Source organism: Microbacterium sp. CCNWLW134 (genome assembly GCF_037083565.1).
GTDB lineage: Bacteria > Actinomycetota > Actinomycetes > Actinomycetales > Microbacteriaceae > Microbacterium.
This window is the reverse complement of record NZ_JBAOJU010000001.1, coordinates 1,046,056-1,070,323: the sequence shown is the minus strand read 5'-3', so window position 1 is coordinate 1,070,323 and position 24,268 is coordinate 1,046,056. Positions and strand designations below refer to the sequence as shown.

Sequence of the window (24,268 nt, the reverse complement as noted above, 5' to 3'; positions counted from 1 at the left end):
GTTCAGCGCTTCTCGAGCTCCTCGGCGACCAGGAACGCCAGTTCCAGGCTCTGCATGTGATTCAGGCGCGGGTCGCACAGCGACTCATAGCGTGTCGCAAGGGTGGCCTCGTCGATCATCTCCGATCCGCCGAGGCACTCGGTCACGTCGTCGCCGGTGAGTTCGACGTGGATGCCGCCGGGGAACGTGCCGACCGCCCGGTGCGCCTCGAAGAACCCGCGCACCTCGTCCACGACGTCGTCGAACCGACGCGTCTTGTAGCCCGTGGGGGTCGTGATGCCGTTGCCGTGCATCGGATCGGTGACCCACAGCGGCATCGCGCCGGAGCCCCGGACGGCTTCCAGGAGGGGCGGCAGTGCGTCGCGGATCTTCCCGGCGCCCATGCGGGTGATGAACGTCAGTCGGCCGGGCTCGCGCTCCGGATCGAGCTTGTCGATGAGGGCGAGAGCCGTCTCAGGCGTGGTGGTGGGCCCGAGCTTCACGCCGATGGGGTTGCGGATACGCGAGAAGTAGTCGATGTGCGCGCCGTCGAGGTCGCGCGTGCGCTCCCCGATCCAGACGAAGTGGGCCGAGGTGTTGTACGGAGTGCCGGTGCGCGAATCGATGCGGGTCATCGGGCGCTCGTAGTCCATGAGCAGACCCTCGTGCCCGGTGTAGAACTCCACGCGCTTGAGTTCGTCGAAGTCGGCGCCCGCCGCCTCCATGAACTTGATGGCGCGGTCGATCTCGCCCGCGAGCCGCTCGTACTGCTGGTTGGCGGGGTTCTTGGCGAATCCCTGGTTCCAACTGTGCACCTCGCGCAGATCGGCGAAGCCGCCCTGCGTGAAGGCCCGGATGAGGTTGATCGTCGACGCGGCGGTGTGGTACCCCTTCAGCAGCCGTGCCGGGTCGGCTTTGCGGGACTCCTCGGTGAAGTCGTACCCGTTGACGATGTCGCCACGGTAAGCCGGCAGCGTCACCTCGCCGCGGGTCTCGGTGTCGCTCGAGCGCGGCTTGGCGAACTGCCCCGCCATGCGCCCCATCTTCACGACCGGCATCGATGCGCCGTACGTGAGGACGACAGCCATCTGCAGCACGGTCTTGATGCGGTTGCGGATCTGCTCCGCCGTGGCACCCGCGAAGGTCTCGGCGCAGTCTCCCCCCTGCAGCAGGAAGGCCTGGCCGGCCGCTGCGCGGCCGAGACGCTCGCGCAGCATGTCGACCTCACCGGCGAAGACGAGCGGCGGGAGGGTGGCCAGCTCCGCGGAGGCCGCCGCCGCGGCATCGAGGTCATACCACTGGGGCTGCTGCTTGATGGGCAGGGAACGCCAGTGATCGAGACCGTCGAGGGGAGCGAGCATCCGCTCAGTCTAGCGACGCCGCCCATCCCTCCGGTGCGCTCCTCCGGGGTTGTTACGCCGCTCTGCCCCTGGGCTTCAGGCGGTCCTTGACCGTGGAGGCGTAGACATCCTCGTACTCCTGTGCCCCCAGTCGCTGAAGCGCCACCATGATCTCGTCGGTGATCGAACGCAGGATGTAGCGGTCGCCCTCCATGCCCGCGAAGCGGGAGAAGTCCAGCGGCTCGCCGATGACGACGCCCACCCGCGCGACGCGGGGAACGCGCGTGCCGATGGGCATCATCGTGTCGGTGTCGACCATGACGACGGGGACGACGGGGACGCGGGCCTCGAGCGCCATCCGCGCGATGCCGGTGCGACCGCGGTACAGCTTGCCGTCAGGGCTGCGGGTGCCCTCGGGATAGATACCGAGCAGATCACCTCGGCCGAGGACCTGGAGGCCGGTGTTCAGCGATGCCTCAGAGGCCTTGCCGCCGGATCTGTCGATCGGGAGCTGCCCCGTGGCCTTGAAGAAGACGCGGGTCGCCCAGCCCTTCAGACCCCTGCCCGTGAAGTAGTCGCTCTTGGCCAGGAACGACATCGGCCGGTCGATCATGAGCGGCAGGAAGATCGAGTCGGCGAACGACAGGTGGTTGCTCGCGAGGATCGCCGCGCCCTCCGCGGGGACGTTGCGCCGACCGACGACCCACGGCCGGAAGATGGCCTTGAGGATGGGTCCGATGACCACGTACTTCATCAGCCAGTAGAACATCGACGTTCACGCCTCCCGGCCGGCGAGGTCGGCGACACCGATGAGGCCGGCGTCGTTGCCGAGTCGGGCGATCGCGAAATCGGCCACGGGTCGTTCGCCGTACCCCGGGAGCGACGTCTCGTAGGCCAGACGCACAGGCTCGAGAAGGATGTCGCCGAGCTGAGCCACTCCCCCGCCGATGACGAAGAGTTCGGGATCGAGGACGGCCTGGAACCCACCGCAGGCCTCGCCGAGGGCCGTGGCGACGCGCCGCAGCGCCTCGAGCGCGCCGGGGTCGCCGGCCAGGATCAGGTCGGAGATGGCGTGACCGTTGAGCGTTCCGTGCGTGGCGCGTGCCTCGGCGAGAGCCCCGCCGAGGCCGCCGGAATCGGCGATGGTGTTGGCCTCGCGCTGCAGCGCGCGCCCCGAGGCGTACTGTTCGAGGCATCCGTTCTGGCCGCACCCGCATGGCAGACCGTTGCGGGTGAAGCGGATGTGGCCGAGCTCACCGGCGATCCCGTGGCCGCCGTGGAACATCCGGCCGCCGATGATGACCGCTCCCCCGACGCCGGTTCCCATGGTCAGCATCACCATGTCGTCGACCGCGGCGCCCGCACCGAAGCGGAACTCCGCCCACCCGGCGGCGTTGGCGTCGTTCTCGATGGTGACCGGTCGCCCGATCCCCGCCTCGAGCACGGCCTTGAGGGGTTCGTTGCGCCAGGCGATGTTGGGAGCGTGGATGACGGTGGCCTGCGCCTTGTCGATGAAGCCCGCTGCGGCGACACCGACGGCGACCGCGTCGTAGCGATCGATGTAGGACCGGGCCATCCCGACGACGGCGGCAGCGAGCTCGGTCGTGTCGGTGGGGGTGTCCACGCGTCCCTTGTCGAGGATGCGGCCCTCCTGATCGACGACGCCGCCGGCGATCTTCGTCCCACCGATGTCGATCCCGACTGTGAGCACGCGCATCCCTTCCGTCCTGGGCCCCGCCCGAGGAGGCGGATCGAGTCTAGTCGCGGCCCCGCGGACTGCGTGGCCGGATATGCCTCGACTAGAATCTGAGGACATCCGACCGAATCGGTACCGAAGGAGTTGCCGTGATCCAATTCGATGTTCCGGCCGTGGTCCCCGCCGACCCCCAAGCCAACATCAGCGACCTCCTCGTGGAGCGCGTCAAGGCGACCCCCGAGCGCGCGCTGTTCGCCGTCCCCGAAGGAGACGGCTGGCGAGACATCACGGGCGCCCAGTTCCAGTCCCAGGTCATCGCCCTGGCCAAAGGCCTGGTCGCCGCCGGCGTGGAGCCCGGCGACAAGGTCGCCTTCATCGCCCGCACGACCTACGACTGGACGCTTGTCGACTTCGCGATCTTCTTCGCCGGTGCCGTCATGGTGCCGATCTACGAAACGAGCTCCGCCGCGCAGATCTCCTGGATCCTCGCCGACTCCGGGGCCGTGGCCGTGATCGCGGAATCGGCCGAGCACGCCGGCCGCGTCGCCGAGGTCAGGGCAGAGCTCCCGCTGGTCCGCTCGGTGTGGCAGATGCAGTCCGGCGATCTCGACACCCTCGTCGCCCAGGGCAAGGACGTCACCGAGGACGAGATCGAGCGTCGTCGCAACCTCGCGGTCGGCGCCGACATCGCCACCCTCATCTACACCTCCGGGTCGACGGGCCGCCCGAAGGGGTGCGTCCTCACCCACAGCAACTTCGTCGAGCTGGCACGGAACTCGGCGGTCGCGCTGAGCGAAGTGGTGCAGACCCCCGGAGCATCCACTCTGCTGTTCATCACCACGGCGCACGTCTTCGCCCGGTTCATCTCGATCCTCAACGTCCACGCGGGCGTGAAGACCGGGCACCAGCCCGACACCAAGCAGCTGCTGCCCGCGCTCGGGTCATTCCAGCCGACGTTCCTGCTGGCGGTGCCGCGGGTGTTCGAGAAGGTCTACAACTCCGCCGAGCAGAAGGCCGAGGCCGGCGGCAAGGGGAGGATCTTCCGCGCGGCCGCCCACGCGGCGATCGAGCACTCCGCCCTGCTGCAGGACGGCAAGAAGATCCCGCTGGGCCTGCGCCTGAAGTTCCGTCTGTTCGACCGCCTGGTCTACAGCAAGCTCCGGGCGGCGATGGGCGGCCGGGTGACCTACGCGGTGTCGGGCTCCGCGCCCCTCGGCGAGCGGCTCGGTCACTTCTTCCACAGCCTGGGCGTCGTGATCCTCGAGGGCTACGGCCTCACCGAGACCACCGCTCCGGCCACGGTGAACCTCGCCACCAAGTCGAAGATCGGCACGGTCGGTCCGGCCCTTCCCGGGGTGAGCGTGCGACTCGCCGACGACGGCGAGATCGAGGTGCGCGGTATCAACGTCTTCAAGGAGTATTGGCGCAACCCCGAGGCCACCGCGGCCGCGTTCGACGGCGACTGGTTCAAGACCGGCGACATCGGCTCGTTCGACGCCGAGGGGTTCCTCAAGATCACCGGGCGCAAGAAGGAGATCATCGTCACCGCCGGCGGCAAGAACGTCGCCCCCGCGGCGCTGGAAGATCCGATCCGCGCCAACCCGATCGTCGGCCAGGTCGTGGTCGTGGGCGATCAGAAGCCGTTCATCTCGGCGCTGGTCACGCTCGACCCCGAGATGCTGCCCACGTGGCTTGCCAACAACGGGCTGCCGAGCGACATGTCGCTGGCCGACGCGGCGAAGAACGAGAAGGTCCGCGCCGAGGTCCAGCGCGCCGTCGACAACGCCAACACCACGGTCTCCCGCGCGGAATCCATCCGCAAGTTCACGATCCTGCCGTCGGAGTGGACCGAGGCCAGCGGCCACCTCACCCCGAAGATGAGCATCAAGCGGCACACGATCGTGAACGACTTCGCCGCGGAGATCGACGAGATCTATTCCGCCCCGGTCAACACCACGAACGTCTCGATCCCCTGACCCGACGGCGGGCACGAGCCGGGTCGACGCCGTTGAGCGGCATCGACCCGGCTCGTGTCAGAACCAGTCGGACTCGCGCACCTCGCGCATCGCGATCTTGCGATCCTCGGGGCGCAGCCGCGACAAGTAGAGCATGCCGTCGAGATGGTCGGTCTCGTGCTGGAGCGCCTGGGCGAGAAGGCCTTCGCCCTCGATGATGAGCTCCGCTCCGTCGAGGTCGATACCGCGCACCCGGGCGTAGGGATGACGCAGCGCGTCGTGCCAGAGGCCGGGGACCGACAGGCATCCCTCCCCCGTGGGCACAGGCTCGCCCGAGACCTCTTCGAGGACGGGATTGAGGATGTACCCGATGTCGCCGTCGATGTTGTAGCTGAACGCCCGCAGCGGCACGCCGATCTGCGGTGCGGCGACGCCCGCGCGACCCGGCAGCTCGACGGTGTCGAGCAGGTCCTGCACCAGGGCGCGGACGCCGTCGTCGATCGTCGTGATCGGCGCGCTCGGGGCGCGCAGCACCGGGTCGCCGAAGAGGCGGATGGGCCGAACCGTCATCGGATCGCGCTCACGCGGCCGGGGCGAGGGTCCGCAGGCCCTCGACGACGGTCGCCGCCAGCTCGCGCGCTGCGAGGCGCGTGGCCGGCTGGAGGTCGCGGAAGGTGATGGCGCTCCCCGCGGCGATCTGCGGGTCGAACGGCATCCTGACCACGGCGCGGACGCGGCTTCGGAAGTGGATCTCCAGCTCGTCTGGCCGCACGACGGGCGGACCGGGCCGGGAGTTGTTCAGCACGACCACGGCGTTCTTCACGTGCTCGGCATATCCGTTGGTCTCCAACCACGTCAGGGTCTCCGATGCCAGGCGCGCCTCGTCGACGCTCAGGCCGGCCACGACGACGAGCTGGTCGGCGAGCTCGAGCGTGGCGCCCATGACGGAGTGGACGATCCCGGTGCCGGTGTCGGTCAGCACGATGGAGTAATAGTGCGCCGCGAGCGTGGCCACGTCGTGGTAGTCGCGGTCGCTGAAGGCTTCCGACACCCGCGGGTCGGCGTCGGAGGCGAGGACGTCAAGTCGGGTCTCGTCGCGCGCGACGATCTGCGAGATGTCGTTGTAGCCGCTGACCTCCGAGCGGGCACGCGCGAGATCGCGGACCGTCTTGCCGTTGGCCCGGGCGATGCGCTCGGCCAGCGTCCCCCGGTCGGGGTTGGCGTCGACGGCGATGACGCGATCGTCGCGTGCATCGGCCAGCGCCATGCCGAGGAGCGTGGTGACGGTGGTCTTGCCGACACCGCCCTTTCGCGACAGGACGGGGACGAAGCGTGCTCCGCCGGTCAGGGGTGCGCCGATGCGACGGTCGAGCTCCTTGCGGGCTCGCGCGCGCTTGCTGTCACCGAGGTTCACCCGCCGGCCGGTCAGTGAGTAGACCAGGTGACGCCACATTCCCTCGGGCTCGGCCCGGACGAGGTGGCGCTGATCGAGCAGCCGGTCGGCGGTGAGGAGATCGGGGGTCTCCCGGCCCCCCTCGAACTCGCCGAGGCGCTTGGAGGACAGGGCGACCTCGTTGCGGGTCGTCACGCGCTCCGCTGAACGGGCGCGCTGCGGGCGCTCGGGCTGATCGGGATGCTGCAGCTCCCATCGCGTCGCGGGGACGGAACCGGTGCGCGTGGTCCGCGCGCTGATGCCCGACGCGGGCCCGGCACTCGTCGGGGTCGATACGACGTCCGCTGACGCCGTGGTCGCGGGAACCGGATCGGATGCCGTCGTCTCCGCAGCAGCCCCGCCGGCCGCGGCGGCGACCGCGGTGGCGGGCTCCAGCGCGTCCTCGACGATCTCGGCATCCACGTGATCAGGGTGGGCGGCGTGCGCGTCGTCGTCCGCGTGCTCAGGCTGTGCGTCGTCCTCGACGATCTCCGCCTCGGCGGTCTCGGCGGGGGGCTCGATGGCGATCGGCCCGCTCACCGGCGAGTCTGTGTCCGCGGCATCCGGAGCCTCGCGCACGGGGATCTCCGCGTCGTCGGTCGCCGGCGGGATCTCATCGTCGACGACGTCCTCGTCGTCGAGAGCGTCGTCGTCGGTCGAGGAGGGAAGGATGACACTGACTTGCGCGGTCTGGCCGCTCAGTACTCCGAGAGCGGTCGTATCGATGCTCACGGTGTCGGGGAGGACGCCGTTCTCATCGTCGTCCTCGGGCGTTTCATCGAAGGCGTCGGGCGTCACTGCGGGTCTCCTGGAACAGGCACATCACTGCGCACTCACGGTGAGGCGCCGTTCCAGGCTAGTGCGCGGGGCGGATGACGACCAAAAGGTCGCCCGCCTCGACCTGCGCGGTCGCGGCGATCGCGATGCGCTCGACGACGCCGTCGACGGGCGCGGTGATCGCCGCCTCCATCTTCATCGCCTCTATCGAGGCGATCGGCGCGCCCGCGGTCACCGTGGTGCCGACCTCGGTCTTGACGGTGACGACGCCCGCGAACGGCGCAGCGACCTGCCCGGGTCGAGACGTGTCGGCCCGCTCGGCCTGACGGGTCTCGACGCTGATGCTGCGGTCCCGCACGTAGACGGGGCGGAGCTGCCCGTTCAGCGTGGTCATGACCGTCCGCATGCCCTTGGCATCGGCTTCACCGATGGCCTCGAGGCCGACGTAGAGCTGCACGCCCGGGTCGATCTCGGCGACGTGCTCCTCGCCGGGCTTGAGTCCGTACAGATAGTCGGGGGTGCCGAGGCTCGAGAGGTCGCCGTACGTCTCACGCGCCTTCTCGAACTCGCGTGCGGGACCGGGGAAGAGCAGGCGGTTGAGGGTCCGGCGCCGCGATGCGGCGTCGCCGTCCAGCCCCTCCTTCTCCTCCGGTGTGAGCGGCGGGATCTCGATGGACACGGTGCGACCGGCCAGCACCTTCGTGCGGAACGGCTCGGGCCAGCCTCCGGGAAGGTCTCCCAGCTCGCCGGCCATGAACCCCACGACGGAGTCGGGGATGTCGTAGTTCTGCGGATTCTCGGCGAAGTCGGCCGGGTCGGCCCCCGCCGCGACCAGTGCGAGGGCGAGATCGCCGACCACCTTCGACGAGGGCGTCACCTTCGGGATGCGTCCGAGGATGCGGTCGGCGGCGGCGTACATGTCCTCGATGAGTTCGAAATCGTCGGCGAGGCCCAGCGCGATCGCCTGCTGGCGCAGATTCGAGAGCTGACCGCCGGGGATCTCGTGGTGGTACACCCGGCCGGTGGGCCCGTCCAGTCCCGACTCGAAGGGGCGGTACAGGTGCCGCACGCCCTCCCAGTAGGGTTCGAGGTCGCTCACCGCCTGCAGGTCGATCCCGGTGTCGCGGTCGGTGTGCGCAAGGGCCGCGACCAGCGCCGACAGCGACGGCTGACTGGTCGTTCCGGCCAGGGGCGCCGCAGCCGCATCGACGGCGTCGACTCCGGCGGCGCTCGCAGCGAGGAGCGTCGCCAGCTGGCCACCTGCGGTGTCGTGCGTGTGCAGGTGCACAGGGAGATCGAAGCGTTCCCGCAGGGCCGCGACCAGGCGTGCGGCCGCGGCCGGACGCAGGAGCCCCGCCATGTCTTTGATCGCGAGGATGTGCGCCCCCGACGCGACGATCTGCTCCGCCAGGCGCAGGTAGTAGTCCAGCGTGTACAGCTGCTCGGCGGGGTTGAGGAGGTCGCCGGTGTAGCAGACAGCGACCTCGGCGACGGCGGTGCCGGTCTCGAGAACCGAGCGGATGGCGGGGACCATCTGGTCGACATCGTTCAGGGCGTCGAAGATGCGGAAGATGTCCACGCCCGTCGACGCGGCTTCACGGACGAAGGCGTCGGTGACCTCGACCGGTCTCGGTGTGTAGCCGACGGTGTTGCGGCCGCGCAGCAGCATCTGGACCGGGATGTTGGGAACGGCGTCGCGGATCGCCGCGAGGCGCTCCCAGGGGTCCTCGGCGAGGAACCGCAGCGCCACGTCGTAGGTCGCACCGCCCCAGGCCTCGATCGACAGCAGCTCGGGAGTCATCCGCGCCACGTGCGGCGCGCAGCGGACCAGGTCGCGCGTGCGCACACGGGTGGCGAGGAGTGACTGGTGGGCGTCGCGGTACGTGGTCTCGGTCACCGCCAACGGCGTCTGCTCCCGGAGGGCGCGGGCGAAACCTGCGGGACCCAGCTCGCGCAGACGCTGCAGGTTACCCGCCGGGGCCGGGGCGAGCAGATCGATGTTTGGGAGCTTGCTGCCGGGAGACACCGAGACCGGCTTCTCGCCGTAGGGCCGATTCACCGTGACATCGGCCAGCCAGTTCAGCAGCTTTGTCGCGCGGTCTCGCGACGGGTGGCTGGTGAGCAGGCGCGGGCGCTCCTCGATGAACGCGGTGCTGAGGTCTCCCTCGAGGAAGGAGGGATCGTCGAGGACGGCGCGCAGGAACGGGATGTTGGTGGCGACGCCGCGGATGCGGAACTCCGCCAGCGCGCGCTTGGCCCGCGCGACGGCGGCCGGGTAGTCACGCCCTCGACAGGTGAGCTTGGCGAGCATCGAGTCGAAGTGTGGACTGATCTGCGAGCCCGCAGCCGTCGTTCCGCCGTCGAGGCGGATGCCGGCGCCGCCGGGAGAGCGATAGGTGGTGATACGGCCGGTGTCGGGTCGGAACCCCTGCGAGGGATCCTCCGTGGTGATGCGGCACTGCAACGCGGCGCCGCGGAGCACGATCCGGTCCTGCGACAGTCCGAGGTCGTCCAGGCTCTCGCCCGCGGCGATGCGCATCTGCGACTGGACGAGGTCGACGTCGGTCACTTCCTCCGTGACGGTGTGCTCGACCTGGATGCGGGGGTTCATCTCGATGAAGACGTGCTGGCCCGCACGCTCCCCCGCCGTGTCGACGAGGAACTCGACGGTGCCGGCGTTGACGTAACCGATCGACTCGGCGAAGGCGACCGCATCGCGGTGGATGCGCTGACGCAGCTCGTCGTCGAGGTTCGGGGCGGGCGCGATCTCGATGACCTTCTGATGGCGGCGCTGCACCGAGCAGTCGCGCTCGAAGAGGTGAACGGTGTGGCCCGTCGCATCGGCGAGGATCTGCACCTCGATGTGCCGGGGCCGGACGACCGCCTGCTCGAGGAACACGCGCGGGTCGCCGAATGCCGCGCCGGCCTCGCGCATCGCCTCGGCGATCGCGGGCGGCAGCTCACCCGGGGTCTCCACACGACGCATGCCGCGACCGCCGCCGCCGGCGACGGCCTTGACGAAGATCGGGAAACCGATGTCGGGGGCCGCCGCGACGAGAGCGTCGACGTCATCGGAAGCCTCGGTCGAGCGCAGCACCGGAACACCCGCGGCGATGGCGTGCTCCTTCGCGGTCACCTTGTTCCCCGCCATCGCCAGCGCGCGGGCGGGAGGCCCGATGAAGGTGATGCCGTTCTCCGCGGCCCGAGAGGCGAGCTCGGGGTTCTCCGACAGGAATCCGTAGCCCGGGTAGATGGCGTCTGCGCCGGATTCCAGCGCGACCCGGATGATCTCGTCGACATCGAGGTAAGCGCGCACCGGATGACCCGGTTCGCCGATCACATACGACTCGTCGGCCTTCTGCCGGTGCAGCGATCCGCGATCTTCGAAGGGGAAGACCGCGACGGTGCGGGCTCCCAGTTCGTACGCGGCACGGAAGGCGCGGATCGCGATTTCACCGCGATTGGCGACCAGGATCTTCTCGAACATGCACACCTCGCGGTTGGGCCGTGTGGTCTGGGCTGAGTGTGCTCTCAGCCTAGGGGACGGTAACGTAGTGCCTCGTGCACGTACTCTCCGTCAGCTCGCTCAAGGGCGGGGTCGGCAAGACGACCGTGACGCTCGGACTCGCTTCCGCCGCTTTCGCACGCGGCGTCCGGACGTTGGTCGTCGACCTGGACCCGCAGTCCGACGTGTCGACGGGGATGGACATCCAGGTCGCCGGTCGCCTCAACATCGCCGACGTCCTGGCCAATCCCAAGGAGAAGGTCGTCCGCCAGGCGATCACCTCCTCCGGCTGGGCCAAGGTGCACCCCGGGACGATCGACGTGATGATCGGCAGCCCGTCCGCGATCAACTTCGACGGACCGCACCCGAGCGTCCGCGACGTGTGGAAGCTCGAAGAGGCCCTCGCCACGATCGAGGCCGATTACGATCTCGTCCTCATCGACTGCGCGCCCTCGCTCAACGCCCTCACGCGCACCGCGTGGGCCGCGAGCGACCGCGTCATCGTCGTCACCGAGCCCGGTCTGTTCTCCGTGGCCGCCGCCGACCGCGCGCTGCGCGCCATCGAGGAGATCCGTCGAGGCCTCTCCCCCCGGCTCCAGCCGCTGGGCCTCGTGGTGAACCGCGTGCGTCCCCAGTCGATCGAGCACCAGTTCCGGATCAAGGAGCTGCGCGACATGTTCGGTCCGCTCGTCCTGAGCCCGCAGCTTCCCGAGCGGACGTCGCTCCAGCAGGCGCAGGGCGCCGCGAAGCCGCTCCACATCTGGCCGGGAGACTCGGCGCAGGAGCTCGCCGCCGACTTCGACGCGCTGCTGGACCGCGTCATCCGCACGGGACGCATCCCCACGCCGGGCGAGACCCGCGTCTGACCCGCGGCATCCGCCGCCGCCGATGAGGCAGACCGGCTCGGCTCAGGCCGAGCGCGCGGTGCGGCGTGCAGCGAGCTCGTCGACGGGGTCGGGAGCCTGGGGATCGAACTCCACCAGAGTCGACTCGACCTCGCGCAGGACCTTGCCCACGGCAATGCCGAACACGCCCTGCCCACGGCTGACCAGGTCGATGACCTCGTCGTTCGAGGTGCAGAGGTAGACCGAGGCGCCGTCGCTCATGAGCGTCGTGCCGGCGAGGTCGCGGATGCCTGCGGCACGCAGCTGCTCCACCGCGGTGCGGATCTGCTGCAGCGAGATTCCGGTGTCGAGCAGCCGCTTGACGAGCTTGAGGACCAGGATGTCGCGGAAGCCGTACAGCCGCTGCGATCCTGAGCCGTTCGCTCCCCGCACGGTCGGCTCGACCAGTTGCGTGCGGGCCCAGTAATCCAGCTGCCGGTAGGTGATCCCGGCGGCGCGGGCGGCGACCGCGCCGCGGTATCCCACCTCATCGTCCATCTGCGGGAGCCCGTCGGTGAACAGGAGGTCGGCGACGAAGCCGGCTTCGTCGGCCGCTTCACGAGCGGTCATGCGATCCTCCTCACGGAACGGGGTGCGCACTCCACGCTAGATGAGCCCCGCCCCCCGGGCAACGACATCCGTGTCAACGCGTCGGCGTGTCGCGGCCGATCGGGGCTGCGGCGCCTCATCCGAGAAGACGATCGAGGGCGGAGCGCAACAGGATCGCACGCACCTCTTCGAGTTTGCGCGCGAGTTCGGGCGCGGCCTCTCCTGCTCGTCCCCGAGAAGCGGCGTCCGTCCGGCGCAGCAGCGGCGCGAGGGACGACTCGATGAGCGAGGCGTCGCGCTCGGCACTCTGCTTGACACTGCGGACGTGACGCGGCTCGATGCCGTGACGATCCAGGGCGACGAGGGCCCTCAGAAGCGTGACCGACTGATCGGTGTAGCTCTCGGCGGCGGTGATGATCCCGGTGCTGATGGCGTCGTTGAGCAGCTGCGGCGCCGCGCCGGCGGCTGCCAGCAGTTCATCCCGACGGTACCGGCGCGGCGCCGGGACGATCGAGGGCGGCGGCGCGGAGGTCGGCGGGGCGGGGTCGCGCCCGGCGTCGACGTCGGCGAGGTAGTCGCGGATGACGCTGAGGGGCAGGTAGTGGTCGCGCTGGAGCGTCAGAGCCAATCGCAGGCGGTCGAGGTCGGCCGGCGAGAACTTGCGGTACCCCGACTCGGTCCGAACCGGGGTCACGATCCCCTGCACCTCGAGGAACCGCAGCTTGCTCGAGGTCAGACTCGGGAATTCCGGCGACAGCCTCGCGAGCACCTGACCGATGCTGAGAAGGCCCGCTGACGATGATCGCTGGCGGGCGGAGGAGGCCGGAGCCATCAGCCCGCCTGCGGCAGATCTGCGGGCGAGACGAAGAAGTTGAGGCGGAACTTGCCGATGCGAAGCTCCGAGCCGTTGGTGAGCACGGCGCGGTCGACCCGCTCGCCGTTGACGTAGGTGCCGTTCAGCGAGCGCTGATCCACCAGCTCGAACGCCGTTCCCTGTCGGGTGATCTCCGCGTGCCGGCGCGAGACGGTGACGTCGTCGAAGAAGATGTCTGCTTCGGGGTGACGACCGACCGTGGTGACGTCGGTGTCGAGCAGGTAGCGCGCACCCGCTGTGGGGCCCGAGCGCACCAGCAGCAGTGCTGCGCCTGAGGGCAGCGCGTCGATCGACTCGAGCTCCGCGGTGTTCAGAGCACTGCCGAAGGGGACGAAGGACAGGTCGGCGTCGTGGCCGAACGTCTGCGTCGTGTCCGAACCGCGATCGGCGCCGTCATCGCCCGGCAGGCGTCGGATGTCACCAGAATCTGGTCGCCGATTGTCGTCCACGTCGTGCCCTCCTTCGGTGAGCCAGCCTATCCGACGCGTTCACGCCCTGACGACCGGCTCGACGCGCCTGTCGACGACGACGCCGCAGGGCGATTGTTTCGGCCTGTGTCGGCGAGGATGACCGCGGCGTCGCCGCGACCTAATCTGGCCGACATCCGAACCTACCCACAGGAGTCTGACGTGTCGAGTCCGCACCGCTTCCCCACACCCGTCGAGGTGAAGGGTCGCGCAGCCTGCATGTGCATGCTCGGACGTTCCTGCACCTCGGTCGCCCCCGGTCACGCGATGCATCTCATCCAGGCGCGCTTGATCGCCGCCACCCCGCTCGAATGGAGCGACGCGATCGTCACGTCGGTCGCGGGCGAGGCCATCGTGCTCCACACCCTCGACGGAACGCGCGTCGAGGTGTGGTCGGCGTCCCCGATCGAGGGACTGGAACCCGGCGCGCCCGTCGCCCTGCACGCGCGTCACCACGCCCTGGCCGTGGGGCGCGCCCGCGCCAACATCGCCGTCCTCTGACCCGACCGGCGCCGGGAGGTCAGGCCTGCGCGAGCACCGACTCCCGCATCGCCATGCACGCGTCCATGCAGGCCTGACAGGACTGTGCGCACATGCGGCACACCTCGCTCATGTCGGCGTGGCGCATGCACTCGTCCATGCAGAGCTGGCACATCGCGATGCACGCGTCGAGCATCGACACCATCACGGCAGGTGTCATGCCCGACATCCGCAGCATCGCCCGCAGCATCGTGTTGCACATGTCGGCGCAGTTCATGCATGCCGGCGCGCAGTCCATCATCTGCGCGGCGCAGACCGTGCAGGCCTGTTCGCAGGCGGCGCAGGCATCCATGCACGCCTGCATCAGGTCCATGTCCATGCGGGTGTCGCCGCCCATCATCGACGTCGAGCCCATCGCATCCATCATCATGCGGTCCATCCCGTACCTCGCTCTCGTCTCGCGCGACGGGGCAGGTGCACCCGCCTGAGCCCAGGTTAGGCGTCCAGGCTTCGTTGATGAAGACCCCCGTAGCGTGGGAATCGTGAGTCGTTCCGGTCTTCGCTTCTCCCCCGCTCGGGCGTTCCTCGGCGTCGTCGTGGCGCTGACGGCGGTCTTCGCCCTTCCTGTCGCCGCATCCGCGCACGACGAGCTGCTCGCATCGGACCCCGCGCCCGGCAGCACGATCGACCAGACCCCCGCGGCGGTCACCCTCACCTTCAGCGGTCTCATCTCGCAGGAACCCGGGGCCACGGTGATCGAAGTGACGGATGCCGCCGGCACGGCGCTCGTCGACGGATCACCCGCCATCACCGACAACGTCGTGTCGCAGCCGCTCACCGCGGCCCAGCCCGGCGCCGTCACGGTGCTCTGGAAGGTGGTCTCCAGCGACGGCCACCCGATCTCCGGGGAGCTGTCGTTCACCGTCGCGGCAGGGGCCGCACCATCGCCGAGCGCCGACGCCACGGCGGCTCCGTCGGCGCCCGACGCGTCCACATCCCCGTCCGCCTCGGCATCGGAGACGCCCTCGGCCACCCCGTCGCCGACCGACGCAGGCGAACCCGCGTCGTCGACGGCTGCGATCGTGCCGTGGATCATCGTCGGGGTCGTCGCGGCCGCCGCCGGTGGGGCGATCGTCGCGCTCCTGCTCGCCCGCGCGCGGGGCCGCACCGGCGGCACCGGCGGCGGTGCCGACCGATAGGCTGGAAGCATGCCTCACTACGACGTCGTCATCCTCGGCGCCGGCCCCGGCGGGTACGTCGCGGCCGTCCGGAGCGCCCAGCTCGGTCTTTCCGTCGCCATCATCGAAGAGAAGTACTGGGGGGGCGTCTGCCTGAACGTCGGGTGCATCCCCTCGAAGGCTCTGCTCAAGAACGCCGACCTCGCGCACCAGGTGCTCCACAAGGCCGACCTCTTCGGAATCTCCGGTGACGTGCACTTCGACTTCGGAGTGGCATGGGACCGCAGCCGGAAGGTGGCCGAGACCCACGTCAAGGGCATCCACTTCCTGATGAAGAAGAACAAGGTCACCGAGTACGACGGTCGTGGAACCTTCGTCGACGCGAACACCATCCAGGTGCAGAAATCGGACGGCGGGACCGAGACGGTCACGTTCGACAACGCGATCATCGCGACCGGCGCGAAGGTCCGCCAGCTGCCCGGCGTCGACATCGGCGGGAACATCGTCACCTACGAGGAGCAGATCCTCTCCCGCGATCTCCCCTCCTCCATCGTCATCGTCGGCGCCGGCGCGATCGGCATGGAGTTCGCCTTCGTGATGTCGAACTACGGCGTGAAGGTCGCCATCGTGGAGTTCCTCGATCGTGCACTGCCGAACGAGGACGTCGACGTCTCGAAGGAGATCGCGCGCCAGTACAAGAAGTACGGCATCGACATCCTCACCTCCACCAAGGTCGACACCGTCACCGATCACGGCGACAAGGTCACCGTCGCCTACACCGGCAAGGACGGGACCAGCGGCTCCATCGACGCCGACAAGGTGATGGTCTCGATCGGCTGGATTCCGAACGTCGAGGGCTACGGGCTGGACAAGACCGGCGTCGAGCTCACCGAGCGCGGTGCGATCGGCATCGACGACTACATGCGCACCAACGTGCCGCACATCTACGCCATCGGTGACGTCACCGCGAAGCTGCAGCTGGCGCACGTCGCCGAGGCGCAGGGCGTGGTGGCCGCCGAGACGATCGGCAAGGCCGAGACCATGCCGCTCGGCGACTACCGGATGATGCCCCGCGCGACGTTCTGCACCCCGCAGGTCGCATCGTTCGGTCTGACCGAGCAGCAGGCCCGCGACGCCGGCTACGACGTGAAGGTGGCGAAGTTCCCCTTCAGCGCCAACGGCAAGGCGAACGGCCTGGGCGAGCCGGTCGGTTTCGTCAAGCTCATCGCCGACGGCGAGCACCTCGAACTGCTCGGCGGTCACCTCATCGGCCCCGATGTCTCAGAGCTCCTGCCCGAGTTGACCCTCGCCCAGAAGTGGGACCTCACCGCGCTCGAGGCCGCGCGCAACGTGCACACGCACCCGACGCTGTCGGAAGCTCTCCAGGAGGGCTTCCACGGCCTCGTGGGGCACATGATCAACCTGTAGCCGACCTACCGCCCGAGCGCCCGCCCGATCTTCGACTCCGACGATGCAGGGCGGGCGCCGGCGTTTCGGGCGAGGTCGGCGATCTCGCTCAGGAAACGCTCGGCGTCATCGGGCGCCGCGGGCCCGAGTTCGATCTCCCACTCACGCCAGGAGCGCTCCGTCCCGGTCGCCTCGTCGCGGGTCTGCACGTGGTCGTCGAGGAATTCCGCGACGACGTCGCCCGCGGCATCCTTCATCTGCACAGCCAGCCTGCGATTGCGCACCCGGGCGATCGGGCGCACCGGATCGGCTGTGAGGCGTCGGATCTCGGCCTGCACCGCCGCGGGAAGAGCGTCGCCCTCCTCGAGCGGCCACCCGAGCTCCACCCGGCCGGCACCGTGACGCGGTCCCTTCAGATGCCACCCGGCATCGGGGCCGCCGGTGCGCCGGCGCAGCGCATAACCCGCACGCGCAAGGGCGAAATCCGTGGTGTCGAAATACCGGGCGTCGAGTTCGCGGACTTCGGGTCCGGTCAGCTCCGCCACCTCCGGAAGGCCCCGCCAGTCCGGAGCCGCCGTATCCGCGTCCACGTCGAGCTTGATCTCGATCTCCAGGGAACGGGTCGGCTCGTCCGGCTCAGTCGTCGTTCGAGGGTCCGATCTCATCGGTCGCCTCCACGAACCAGAACTCCGCCTCGGTCGGCCCGTCGTGCTCGCCGGTGTGCTGCGCCTCGCCCTTGCGGCGGTAGACGACCTGCCCTTCGCCGTAGGGGACGATGAGCGAATCGAGGTCGGGAGCCTCCAGGGGCAGGACCTGCCCGTCCAGCGGACCACCGTGCAATCGTGCAATAGCCATCCTCCGAGTGTATCGACGGCGATCTGCTCGGTCGCGGGGTTGCGCTTCATCCCGCTCGCCTACACTTCACAGCGTGAAGGCCATCCGCACGTTCGCCGTTCGTCCCGTTCTCTCCGAGCAGCTCGCCCCGCTCGACCGCCTCGCCACCAACTGGCGCTGGGCCTGGTCGGATGAGACGAAGGCACTGTTCGCCTCGATGGATCCTGCGCGGTGGGAGGAGGTCGGCGGCAATCCCGAGCAGCTCCTCGGCGCGCTCGGGCAGGAACGGCTCGATGCTCTGTCGCAGGATACGGATTTCGTCGCCCGCGTCCACGCCGAGGCGGAGCGCCTCGACGCCTACCTCCGCGACGACCGGTGGTACCAGGGACTCGACGGCGACAAGCCCGCCCACATCGCCTACTTCTCCCCCGAATTCGGCGTCGACGGCACGCTTCCGCAGTACTCGGGCGGCCTCGGCATCCTCGCCGGCGACCATCTCAAGAGCGCGTCCGACCTCGGCGTGCCCCTCACCGGCGTCGGGCTGTTCTACCGCGCGGGGTACTTCCGTCAATCGATCGGCGACGACGGCTGGCAGCGGGAGAGCTACCCGCTGCTCGACCCCTACGGTCTGGGTCTGACCCTGCTCCGCGATGGCGACGGGGCCCCGGTCGAGATCGGACTCGACCTCCCCGCCGGGCGGCACCTGGCCGCCCGCATCTGGGTGGCCCAGATCGGTCGGGTCCCTCTGCTGCTCCTCGACGCCGACACCCCCAGCAACCCCGACGACCTCCGCCAGGTGACCGACCGCCTCTACGGCGGGGGCGGCGAGCACCGCCTCCTGCAGGAGCTTCTCCTCGGCGTGGGCGGCGTGCGCGCGGTACGGGCGTGGTGCGCCCAGACCGACACGCCCCGCCCCGAGGTGTACCACACCAATGAGGGCCACGCGGGATTCCAGGGCCTGGAGCGGATGTCGGAGCTCATCGTCGACGAGGGCTTGAGCTTCGACCAGGCGCTCGCGCAGGTGCGGGCCTCGACCGTCTTCACCACCCACACGCCGGTTCCCGCCGGTATCGACCGCTTCCCCCGCGATCTGGTCGCCACGTACCTGCAGAGCCCGCTGTTCACGTCCCTCCCCGCAGATCCCGCCCTCGACCTGGGTCGGGAGTCCTACCCCGGCGGCGACCCTCACGTGTTCAACATGGCCGTTCTCGGACTCCATCTCGGGCAGCACGCCAACGGGGTGTCGCTCCTCCACGGCGCGGTGAGCCGACGGATGTTCGGGGCCCTCTGGCCGGGTGTCGACACCGACGACGTGCCGATCACCTCGATCACCAACGGCGTCCACGCCCCGACCTGGGTGCACCCCGCCCTCACCGGCCTGAGCGAGCGCGTCTTCGGCGACGCGCACACCGATCGCCACGACTGGCGCTCGCGCGAGGTCGTCAGCGACCAGGAGCTGTGGGGGGTGCGCACCCAGATGAAGCAGGAGCTCGTCGCCGAGGCCCGGCGGCGTCTGACCGCAGCCGCCCGTTCGGCGGGCAACGCTGCGGTTCCCGCATGGATCGACGACATCCTCGACCCGGGCGTGCTGACGATCGGCTTCGCCCGGCGCGTACCGACCTACAAGCGTCTGACGCTGATGCTCCGCGACCCTGAGCGCCTCACGCGCATCCTCACCGATCCCGAGCGACCGGTTCAGCTGGTCATCGGCGGCAAGTCCCATCCGGCAGACGATTCCGGCAAGATCCTGATCCAGCAGCTCGTGCGGTTCAGCCGCGATCCGCGGGTGCGCGGCCGCATCGTGTTCCTCCCCGACTACGACATCACGCTGGCGAAGACCCTGTACCCCGGCTGCGACGTGTGGCTGAACAATCCGCTGCGGCCCCTCGAGGCGTGCGGCACGTCGGGCATGAAGGCCGCCTTGAACGGGGTGCTGAATCTGTCGATCCTCGACGGCTGGTGGGACGAGTGGTACGACGGCCGCAACGGCTGGGCCATCCCGACCGCCGACACGGCGGCGACCGACGAGGAGCGGGACGATGCCGAGGCGGCCGCGCTCTACGACCTCATCGAGCACCAGCTCGTGCCGCGCTTCTACGAGCGCACGGGCGGTGTGCCGGCCGGGTGGCTCGACATGGTGCGCCACACGATGACCGACCTCGGCAAGAAGGTCACCAGCGACCGGATGGTGCGCGACTACGTCACGCGCCTCTACGTGCCCTCCGCGGTGAACGATCGCGCGCTTCGTGCCGATGACTTCGCCCAGGCCCGCTCGCTCGCCGCGTTCGTCAGCCGGGTGCGCAGCGCCTGGGGCACCGTGGCGATCGCCCATGTGGAGGGTTCCGATGCCACCTCCCGGGCGTCGACCGGCGAAACCCTCGAGATCGAGGCATCCGTGCGCTTGGACGGCCTCTCCCCCGACGATGTCGTGGTGGAACTGGTCTACGGACGCACCGACGAGGACGATGTCATCGGTGCCGACCGCACCGCCGTGCCGCTGGAGGCCCAAGGGACGGCCGTGGACGGGGTCACCCCCTATCGCGGCTCTCTGCCGCTGCAGCTCACCGGCACCTTCGGCTACACGGTGCGGGTCGTGCCGCGGCATCCGTTCCTGGTGTCCCCGGTGGAGCTGGGCCTTGTGACGTACGCGGGATGACCGGGCCGAAACCCTTCGTCCTCCTCGCCACCCGCGCGGAGGACGTTCCCGCCGACGAGGAGTACGAGCTCTTCCTGCGCTTCACCGGGCTCGAGGAGCGCGACCTCCTCCGGGTCCGCATGGAGGCGGGTCCCCTCCCCGATCTGGACCTCGACGCGCTGTCGGGGATCTTCGTCGGCGGTGGTCCGTTCAACGCCTCCGATCCGCCGGAGAAGAAGTCGGCGGTGCAGCGGCGCGTCGAGGCGGAGTTCGCCCGTCTGCTCGATGAGGTGGTCGCACGCGACTTCCCGTTCCTGGGCGCCTGCTACGGGATCGGAACCCTCGGGAGCCACCAGCGCGCCGTCATCGACCGCACCTACTCCGAGCCGATCAGCGTGGTGCCCGTGAGCCTCACCGACGCCGGCGCCGCCGACCCGCTGCTCGCGGAGTTCCCGCGCACCTTCGACGCCTACGTCGGCCACAAGGAGGCGGTGTCGGTCCTCCCCGACTCGGCGGTGCTGCTGGCGTCGTCACCGACCTGCCCGGTGCAGATGTTCCGGGTCGGTCGCAACGTCTACGCCACGCAGTTCCACCCCGAACTCGACCTCGACGGCATGCAGACGCGGGTGCACGCCTACGCCGGCTACGGCTACTTCGCCGCCGACGAGCTGGAGCTCACGCTCGCTGCCGTGCGTCGGGCGCCGGTGACCCACCCGCCGCGTCTGTTGCGGGCGTTCGTGGAGCATCACGCCCGTTAGAGCGGGTGGCTCAGGCCCGGACGACCTCCGCGATCTCGATCTCGCCGACCGGTACGGCGCCGGCGAGCGCCAGGCCGATGTCGACGAGGGTGATGCGCCCCGCCAACGCGGGGCCGCGCCCCCGGGCCAGACCCGCCTTCGCGGCGCCGAAGGTGATGGTCTCGTGGGCGGGCAGCACGAGTCCGTCGCCCTCCCCGATGTCCGGGTCCAGACCGCTCGGCAGGTCGACGGCGAGGATCCGCGGACCCGCCGCAGCATCCGGGGCGAGGGCGATCGCCGCCTCGCGTGCACCGCCGCGCAGCGATCCACGGCCGCCGAGCCCGATCATCCCGTCGAGGATGAGCCCGTACTCACGCAGGTCGAGCCGGCTCAGGTCGACCCTGTGGGCCCCCGCCGCGACCGCGGCGGCGAGGCCGGCGTCGTGGGCGTCATCACCGACGAGCAGGACATCCACACCCAGCCCGGCCGCGGCAAGCTCGGCACCGGCGAACAGGGCGTCCCCACCGTTGTCGCCCCTGCCGGCGAGGACGAGTGCGCGGCGAACGGATGCCACGGCGAGCCGCGCCGCGGCGATCTCCGCCAGCGCGTGCGCGGCGCGCGCCATGAGCGGCACCCCGGCAGCGAGGAGCGGGGCCTCAGCGGCGCGGATGTCGGCCGCCCGGTAGGTCGGAACCCGCAGATGGGCCACCGAAGGGGTGTCAGCGATCGTCACGTCGCGCCCCGGCATCCGATGGCGTCGTTTCGTCCTTCTTCCGGTTGGCCTTCGCGGCGGCGTCGGCCTTCATCCTCCGCTCCTCCGCCTCAGCGGCACGGGCCGCGTCCAGCTCATCAGCGGCGGCCTGCACCGACAGCTCGGCGCGCTTGACGCGCCGCTGGAGGAAGGTCCTCGCGCCGAAACGGGCGCGCACCCGGTCGACATCCTCCTCGATGCCGGTGACGATGTAGGCCGACGCGATGAGGATCACCTGCGCCGAGAGGTTCAGCCACAGCAGCAACGCGATGAGCGAAGCGAAGGTCGCCAGCAGCGGGTTCGACCCCGCACCGCCGATGAAGAGGCTCGACAGCTGCTGCAGAACGGTGAGCCCCGCGGCGCCGAGGAGAGAGCCGCTGAGGAGCGAGCGTCGCGACGGCTTCGTGCCCGACAGCGAGCGGAACGCCACGGCGATGACGGCGGCATCGAGGAGGAAGACCACGACGATGGTGGTGGCCCGCGTGGCGATCTGCAGCAGCAGGTCGTCCTCGGCGAGCCCGAGCCACCCGCCGACGAGGGAGATCCCCGCGCTGCCGACGACCGTGGCCACGGCCGATGCGGCCAGCGCCGCGCCGATGCCGATCGCGAGCAGCAGGTTGCGCAGCAACACCCACAGCCAGAACGAGTCGTCGGTCAGTTCGTTCGCGAGCCGCCGGATGGCCGTGCGGAGCGACCCGATCGCGCCGATGGCGGCGCCGACGAGAGCGATCGAGGCGATCACCCCCGTCACGGTGAGACCCGCGGGCGCCTGGATGTCATCGAGGTCGATCAGGCCGCCCTCGCCGACGAGGCCGGGCACCGCGGAATCGACGGCGTCGATCAGAGCCTGCCAGGCGACAGGATTGCCGGCGAGCCACAGCGACGCGATGGAGAAGCCGAGCAGCACCCCGGCGAACAGGCTGAACAACGTGCGGTACGTCACACTGTCGGCGAGCATCGGGCCCTGTCGTTCGGTGTACAGCAGAAGGGCGCGCACGGGCTTCAGCGTGAGCGCGCGTGCGATCACCCGCTCGATCAGATTCGGCATGGGCGGAGTCCCCCGTCGACGGTCGATGACTGATGTCCCACCCACAAACTATGGGGTGTCGCCACCCGCGTCGGGGCCGTTGAGAAATGACCGGGCGCAGGGTAGGGGCTTATGCGACCACGGGCCCGGCGACGGTGCCGGCGACGCTCACTCCGATCACGAGCCATGCGCCGATGAGCATCGCGGGCCCGAAGGCGATGCGGGTGCGGCGGTCGGCGCGTCGGGCGAGCATCAGGAGGACGCCCGTCGCGCCGCCGACGACGAAGCCGGCGAGAGCGCCGATCGCGAGGGCCTCCCACCCCAGCCAGCCGAGGTAGAGCCCGAGGACGCCGGCCAGTTTGACGTCCCCACCCCCGAGGCCCCGGCGGGAGAGGATGCGAAGCAGCAGGTAGAAGCCGAACAGGACGATCATCCCGACCAGGGCACGCCCGAGTGCGGGCGCCGGCGCTCCGAAGAGCACCGCACCCAGGAGAAGGGCTCCGCCGACGCCGTAGCTGGGCAGCACGATCCGATTCGGCAGACGATGGTGGCGCACATCGATGACGGCGAGCACGACACTGATCACCCCGAGGTAGGCGAACGCCGTGATCTCCAGAGCCGTTGACACGCGAGCGAAGCTAACAGAACCGCGGAAGCCGTCCCGGCGAAGCATCCGTCGCTGTGGAGAACTCGCCGGATCGCGCGCCGCGGGTCACCACAGCGGGTGGATGGCTGCGCGCAGGTGGCGGTCGTAGACCTCGTGCACGGCGGCGTCGAAGCCGCTGAGATCGGCGCCACCGTCGAGCAGCGCACCGGCCGCGGCGTTCGACGTCGCCTGCGCGACATTGCGCGCACCCGGGATGACGGTGGTGACACCGGGCTGCGAGGCGATCCAGGCGAGGGTCGCCGCCGGGAGGCTCACTCCCTCAGGCAGGGCACGCGCCAGTTCGGATGCCGCGGCGAGACCGATCTCGTAGTCGACCCCCGAGAAGGTCTCCCCGCGGTCGAACGCCTCACCGTGACGGTTGTAGCTGCGATGGTCGTTCTCGGCGAACGTCGTGTCGGCGGTGTACTTCCCCGACAGCAGGCCCGACGCCAGGGGCACCCGCGCGAAGACGGCCACCTGTGCAGCGGCCGCCGCAGGGAGCACCTCGTCGAGGGGCTTCAGACGGAACGGGTTGAAGATGATCTGGATGTTGGTGACGTGCGGTCGTGCGATGGCGGCGAGCGCCTGCGCGACGGTCTCGACGGAGACCCCGTAGGCGGCGATCCGGCCGTCGGCGACGAGCGCGTCCAAGGCGTCGTAGACCGCGTCGGATTCGATCACCTCGGTCGGGGGGCAGTGCAGCTGCACGAGGTCTAGGGTCTCGACGCCCAGATTGGCGCGTGAACGGTCGTTCCAGGCCCGGAAGGCCTCGGGCGTGTAGTTCTCCGCCCTCTGCTCCACGCGACGCCCCATCTTCGTCGCCACGGTGATCGCGTGCCCGGGGCGTGCGGCGAGGAATCGTCCGATGAGCGATTCGCTCCGCCCGTCGCCGTAGACGTCTGCGGTGTCGAAGAGGGTCACACCCCGGTCGACCGACGCCTCCAGGACGGCGAGCGCGTCGTCCTCGGAGACATCGCCCCAGTCGGCGCCGAGCTGCCAGGTGCCGAGGCCGATGGCCGAGACGTCGCGACCGGTGCGGCCGAGGGGACGGTGCTGCATGGGAGACGACCTTTCGGGAGAGCGGAGCAGTGGCCAGCGTAGCGGCCGGCACCCGG

General features: G+C 69.9%; 23 protein-coding genes. 7 read left to right on the top strand and 16 right to left on the bottom strand.

The genetic code is table 11. The features are described 5' to 3' along the window. Positions 1-2: 2 nt before the first annotated feature. The 3 genes from V6S02_RS05040 to V6S02_RS05030 are packed head-to-tail and all read right to left on the bottom strand — an operon-like array spanning position 3 to position 3,030. On the bottom strand, positions 3-1,340 hold the full coding sequence (locus V6S02_RS05040) for a class II 3-deoxy-7-phosphoheptulonate synthase (protein WP_336400095.1): 1,338 nt from the start codon (positions 1,338-1,340) through the stop codon (positions 3-5). Between the two features lie 52 nt (positions 1,341-1,392). Next, complete coding sequence (locus tag V6S02_RS05035; RefSeq protein ID WP_124293001.1) at positions 1,393-2,088, bottom strand: lysophospholipid acyltransferase family protein; 696 nt, start codon at positions 2,086-2,088, stop codon at positions 1,393-1,395. A 6-nt stretch (positions 2,089-2,094) separates the two neighbouring features. Continuing rightward, on the bottom strand, positions 2,095-3,030 hold the full coding sequence (locus V6S02_RS05030) for an ROK family glucokinase (RefSeq protein ID WP_336400782.1): 936 nt from the start codon (positions 3,028-3,030) through the stop codon (positions 2,095-2,097). A gap of 134 nt (positions 3,031-3,164) precedes the next feature. Between V6S02_RS05030 and V6S02_RS05025 the strand changes: the two genes are divergently transcribed. Beyond that, a complete protein-coding gene (locus V6S02_RS05025; RefSeq protein ID WP_336400094.1) occupies positions 3,165-4,991 on the top strand; it encodes an AMP-dependent synthetase/ligase in 1,827 nt (608 codons plus the stop codon). Between the two features lie 57 nt (positions 4,992-5,048). On the opposite strand, the gene V6S02_RS05020 is transcribed toward V6S02_RS05025, so the two are convergent. The 3 genes from V6S02_RS05020 to V6S02_RS05010 are packed head-to-tail and all read right to left on the bottom strand — an operon-like array spanning position 5,049 to position 10,666. Then, on the bottom strand, positions 5,049-5,540 hold the full coding sequence (locus V6S02_RS05020) for a peptide deformylase (protein WP_124292999.1): 492 nt from the start codon (positions 5,538-5,540) through the stop codon (positions 5,049-5,051). Positions 5,541-5,550: 10 nt separating this feature from the next. After that, on the bottom strand, positions 5,551-7,200 hold the full coding sequence (locus tag V6S02_RS05015) for a MinD/ParA family ATP-binding protein (RefSeq protein ID WP_336400093.1): 1,650 nt from the start codon (positions 7,198-7,200) through the stop codon (positions 5,551-5,553). 58 nt (positions 7,201-7,258) lie between these two features. Next, positions 7,259-10,666: a pyruvate carboxylase gene (locus tag V6S02_RS05010; protein ID WP_336400092.1), complete on the bottom strand. Its 3,408-nt coding sequence runs from the start codon at positions 10,664-10,666 to the stop codon at positions 7,259-7,261. Between the two features lie 74 nt (positions 10,667-10,740). Between V6S02_RS05010 and V6S02_RS05005 the strand changes: the two genes are divergently transcribed. Continuing rightward, positions 10,741-11,550: a ParA family protein gene (locus V6S02_RS05005; protein WP_124292997.1), complete on the top strand. Its 810-nt coding sequence runs from the start codon at positions 10,741-10,743 to the stop codon at positions 11,548-11,550. 42 nt (positions 11,551-11,592) lie between these two features. On the opposite strand, the gene V6S02_RS05000 is transcribed toward V6S02_RS05005, so the two are convergent. The 3 genes from V6S02_RS05000 to V6S02_RS04990 all read right to left on the bottom strand — a co-directional run bounded on the left by V6S02_RS05000 (position 11,593) and on the right by V6S02_RS04990 (position 13,440). After that, a complete protein-coding gene (locus V6S02_RS05000) occupies positions 11,593-12,138 on the bottom strand; it encodes a MerR family transcriptional regulator (RefSeq protein WP_124292996.1) in 546 nt (181 codons plus the stop codon). Positions 12,139-12,253: 115 nt separating this feature from the next. Then, positions 12,254-12,949, bottom strand: a complete 696-nt coding sequence (gene ftsR, locus V6S02_RS04995) for a transcriptional regulator FtsR (protein ID WP_336400091.1) — start codon at positions 12,947-12,949, stop codon at positions 12,254-12,256. After that, positions 12,949-13,440 (bottom strand): FHA domain-containing protein, encoded by a 492-nt coding sequence (locus tag V6S02_RS04990; RefSeq protein ID WP_124292994.1) that lies wholly within the window; start codon positions 13,438-13,440, stop codon positions 12,949-12,951. Before V6S02_RS04990 ends, ftsR begins: the two co-directional genes overlap by 1 nt. A gap of 180 nt (positions 13,441-13,620) precedes the next feature. Here V6S02_RS04990 and V6S02_RS04985 point away from each other — a divergent pair, with 180 nt between their 5' ends. Then, complete coding sequence (locus tag V6S02_RS04985) at positions 13,621-13,959, top strand: hypothetical protein (protein WP_336400090.1); 339 nt, start codon at positions 13,621-13,623, stop codon at positions 13,957-13,959. 19 nt (positions 13,960-13,978) lie between these two features. Here V6S02_RS04985 and V6S02_RS04980 read toward each other — a convergent pair whose 3' ends face one another. Next, entirely contained in the window at positions 13,979-14,377 is a 399-nt protein-coding gene (locus V6S02_RS04980; RefSeq protein ID WP_124292993.1) for a hypothetical protein, read from the bottom strand. Between the two features lie 103 nt (positions 14,378-14,480). Between V6S02_RS04980 and V6S02_RS04975 the strand changes: the two genes are divergently transcribed. Both V6S02_RS04975 and lpdA read left to right on the top strand, forming a co-directional pair. Further along, on the top strand, positions 14,481-15,137 hold the full coding sequence (locus tag V6S02_RS04975; RefSeq protein WP_336400089.1) for a copper resistance CopC family protein: 657 nt from the start codon (positions 14,481-14,483) through the stop codon (positions 15,135-15,137). Between the two features lie 9 nt (positions 15,138-15,146). Further along, complete coding sequence (lpdA, locus tag V6S02_RS04970) at positions 15,147-16,544, top strand: dihydrolipoyl dehydrogenase (protein ID WP_336400088.1); 1,398 nt, start codon at positions 15,147-15,149, stop codon at positions 16,542-16,544. A gap of 5 nt (positions 16,545-16,549) precedes the next feature. On the opposite strand, the gene V6S02_RS04965 is transcribed toward lpdA, so the two are convergent. Together V6S02_RS04965 and V6S02_RS04960 are read right to left on the bottom strand one after the other, a co-directional pair. Then, positions 16,550-17,188, bottom strand: a complete 639-nt coding sequence (locus tag V6S02_RS04965; RefSeq protein WP_124292990.1) for a CYTH domain-containing protein — start codon at positions 17,186-17,188, stop codon at positions 16,550-16,552. Further along, a complete protein-coding gene (locus V6S02_RS04960) occupies positions 17,160-17,378 on the bottom strand; it encodes a response regulator (protein WP_124292989.1) in 219 nt (72 codons plus the stop codon). Before V6S02_RS04960 ends, V6S02_RS04965 begins: the two co-directional genes overlap by 29 nt. Before the next feature lie 73 nt (positions 17,379-17,451). Here V6S02_RS04960 and glgP point away from each other — a divergent pair, with 73 nt between their 5' ends. Together glgP and V6S02_RS04950 are read left to right on the top strand one after the other, a co-directional pair. Continuing rightward, entirely contained in the window at positions 17,452-20,013 is a 2,562-nt protein-coding gene (glgP, locus tag V6S02_RS04955; protein WP_336400087.1) for an alpha-glucan family phosphorylase, read from the top strand. After that, positions 20,010-20,750 carry a glutamine amidotransferase gene (locus V6S02_RS04950; RefSeq protein ID WP_336400086.1) on the top strand — a complete coding sequence of 247 codons (741 nt, stop codon included), beginning with the start codon at positions 20,010-20,012 and terminating at the stop codon, positions 20,748-20,750. The genes glgP and V6S02_RS04950 overlap by 4 nt, the downstream gene beginning before the upstream one ends. A gap of 10 nt (positions 20,751-20,760) precedes the next feature. On the opposite strand, the gene V6S02_RS04945 is transcribed toward V6S02_RS04950, so the two are convergent. The 4 genes from V6S02_RS04945 to V6S02_RS04930 form a co-directional block, all read right to left on the bottom strand. Continuing rightward, positions 20,761-21,462, bottom strand: coding sequence for an NAD(P)H-hydrate epimerase (locus V6S02_RS04945; protein ID WP_336400085.1), 702 nt, complete (start codon positions 21,460-21,462; stop codon positions 20,761-20,763). Then, entirely contained in the window at positions 21,449-22,528 is a 1,080-nt protein-coding gene (locus V6S02_RS04940; protein WP_336400084.1) for a YihY/virulence factor BrkB family protein, read from the bottom strand. The genes V6S02_RS04945 and V6S02_RS04940 overlap by 14 nt, the downstream gene beginning before the upstream one ends. A 109-nt stretch (positions 22,529-22,637) precedes the next feature. Further along, the gene (locus tag V6S02_RS04935) at positions 22,638-23,135 is read right to left on the bottom strand and encodes a prepilin peptidase (RefSeq protein ID WP_336400083.1); all 498 of its coding nucleotides are present in this window, start codon (positions 23,133-23,135) and stop codon (positions 22,638-22,640) included. A gap of 84 nt (positions 23,136-23,219) precedes the next feature. Continuing rightward, on the bottom strand, positions 23,220-24,212 hold the full coding sequence (locus V6S02_RS04930; protein ID WP_336400082.1) for an aldo/keto reductase: 993 nt from the start codon (positions 24,210-24,212) through the stop codon (positions 23,220-23,222). Positions 24,213-24,268: the final 56 nt, after the last annotated feature.

Bases quoted from the DNA above. Each gene is read 5' to 3' on its own strand.
- ftsR (WP_336400091.1), bottom strand. From the start codon at position 12,949: ATGGCTCCGGCCTCCTCCGCCCGCCAGCGATCATCGTCAGCGGGCCTT.
- V6S02_RS05035 (WP_124293001.1), bottom strand. From the start codon at position 2,088: ATGTTCTACTGGCTGATGAAGTACGTGGTCATCGGACCCATCCTCAAG.
- V6S02_RS04950 (WP_336400086.1), top strand. From the start codon at position 20,010: ATGACCGGGCCGAAACCCTTCGTCCTCCTCGCCACCCGCGCGGAGGAC.
- V6S02_RS05020 (WP_124292999.1), bottom strand. From the start codon at position 5,540: ATGACGGTTCGGCCCATCCGCCTCTTCGGCGACCCGGTGCTGCGCGCC.
- V6S02_RS04960 (WP_124292989.1), bottom strand. From the start codon at position 17,378: ATGGCTATTGCACGATTGCACGGTGGTCCGCTGGACGGGCAGGTCCTG.
- V6S02_RS04930 (WP_336400082.1), bottom strand. From the start codon at position 24,212: ATGCAGCACCGTCCCCTCGGCCGCACCGGTCGCGACGTCTCGGCCATC.
- V6S02_RS04940 (WP_336400084.1), bottom strand. From the start codon at position 22,528: ATGCCGAATCTGATCGAGCGGGTGATCGCACGCGCGCTCACGCTGAAG.
- V6S02_RS05010 (WP_336400092.1), bottom strand. From the start codon at position 10,666: ATGTTCGAGAAGATCCTGGTCGCCAATCGCGGTGAAATCGCGATCCGC.
- V6S02_RS04965 (WP_124292990.1), bottom strand. From the start codon at position 17,188: ATGAGATCGGACCCTCGAACGACGACTGAGCCGGACGAGCCGACCCGT.
- V6S02_RS04980 (WP_124292993.1), bottom strand. From the start codon at position 14,377: ATGGACCGCATGATGATGGATGCGATGGGCTCGACGTCGATGATGGGC.
- V6S02_RS05040 (WP_336400095.1), bottom strand. From the start codon at position 1,340: ATGCTCGCTCCCCTCGACGGTCTCGATCACTGGCGTTCCCTGCCCATC.
- V6S02_RS05000 (WP_124292996.1), bottom strand. From the start codon at position 12,138: ATGACCGCTCGTGAAGCGGCCGACGAAGCCGGCTTCGTCGCCGACCTC.
- lpdA (WP_336400088.1), top strand. From the start codon at position 15,147: ATGCCTCACTACGACGTCGTCATCCTCGGCGCCGGCCCCGGCGGGTAC.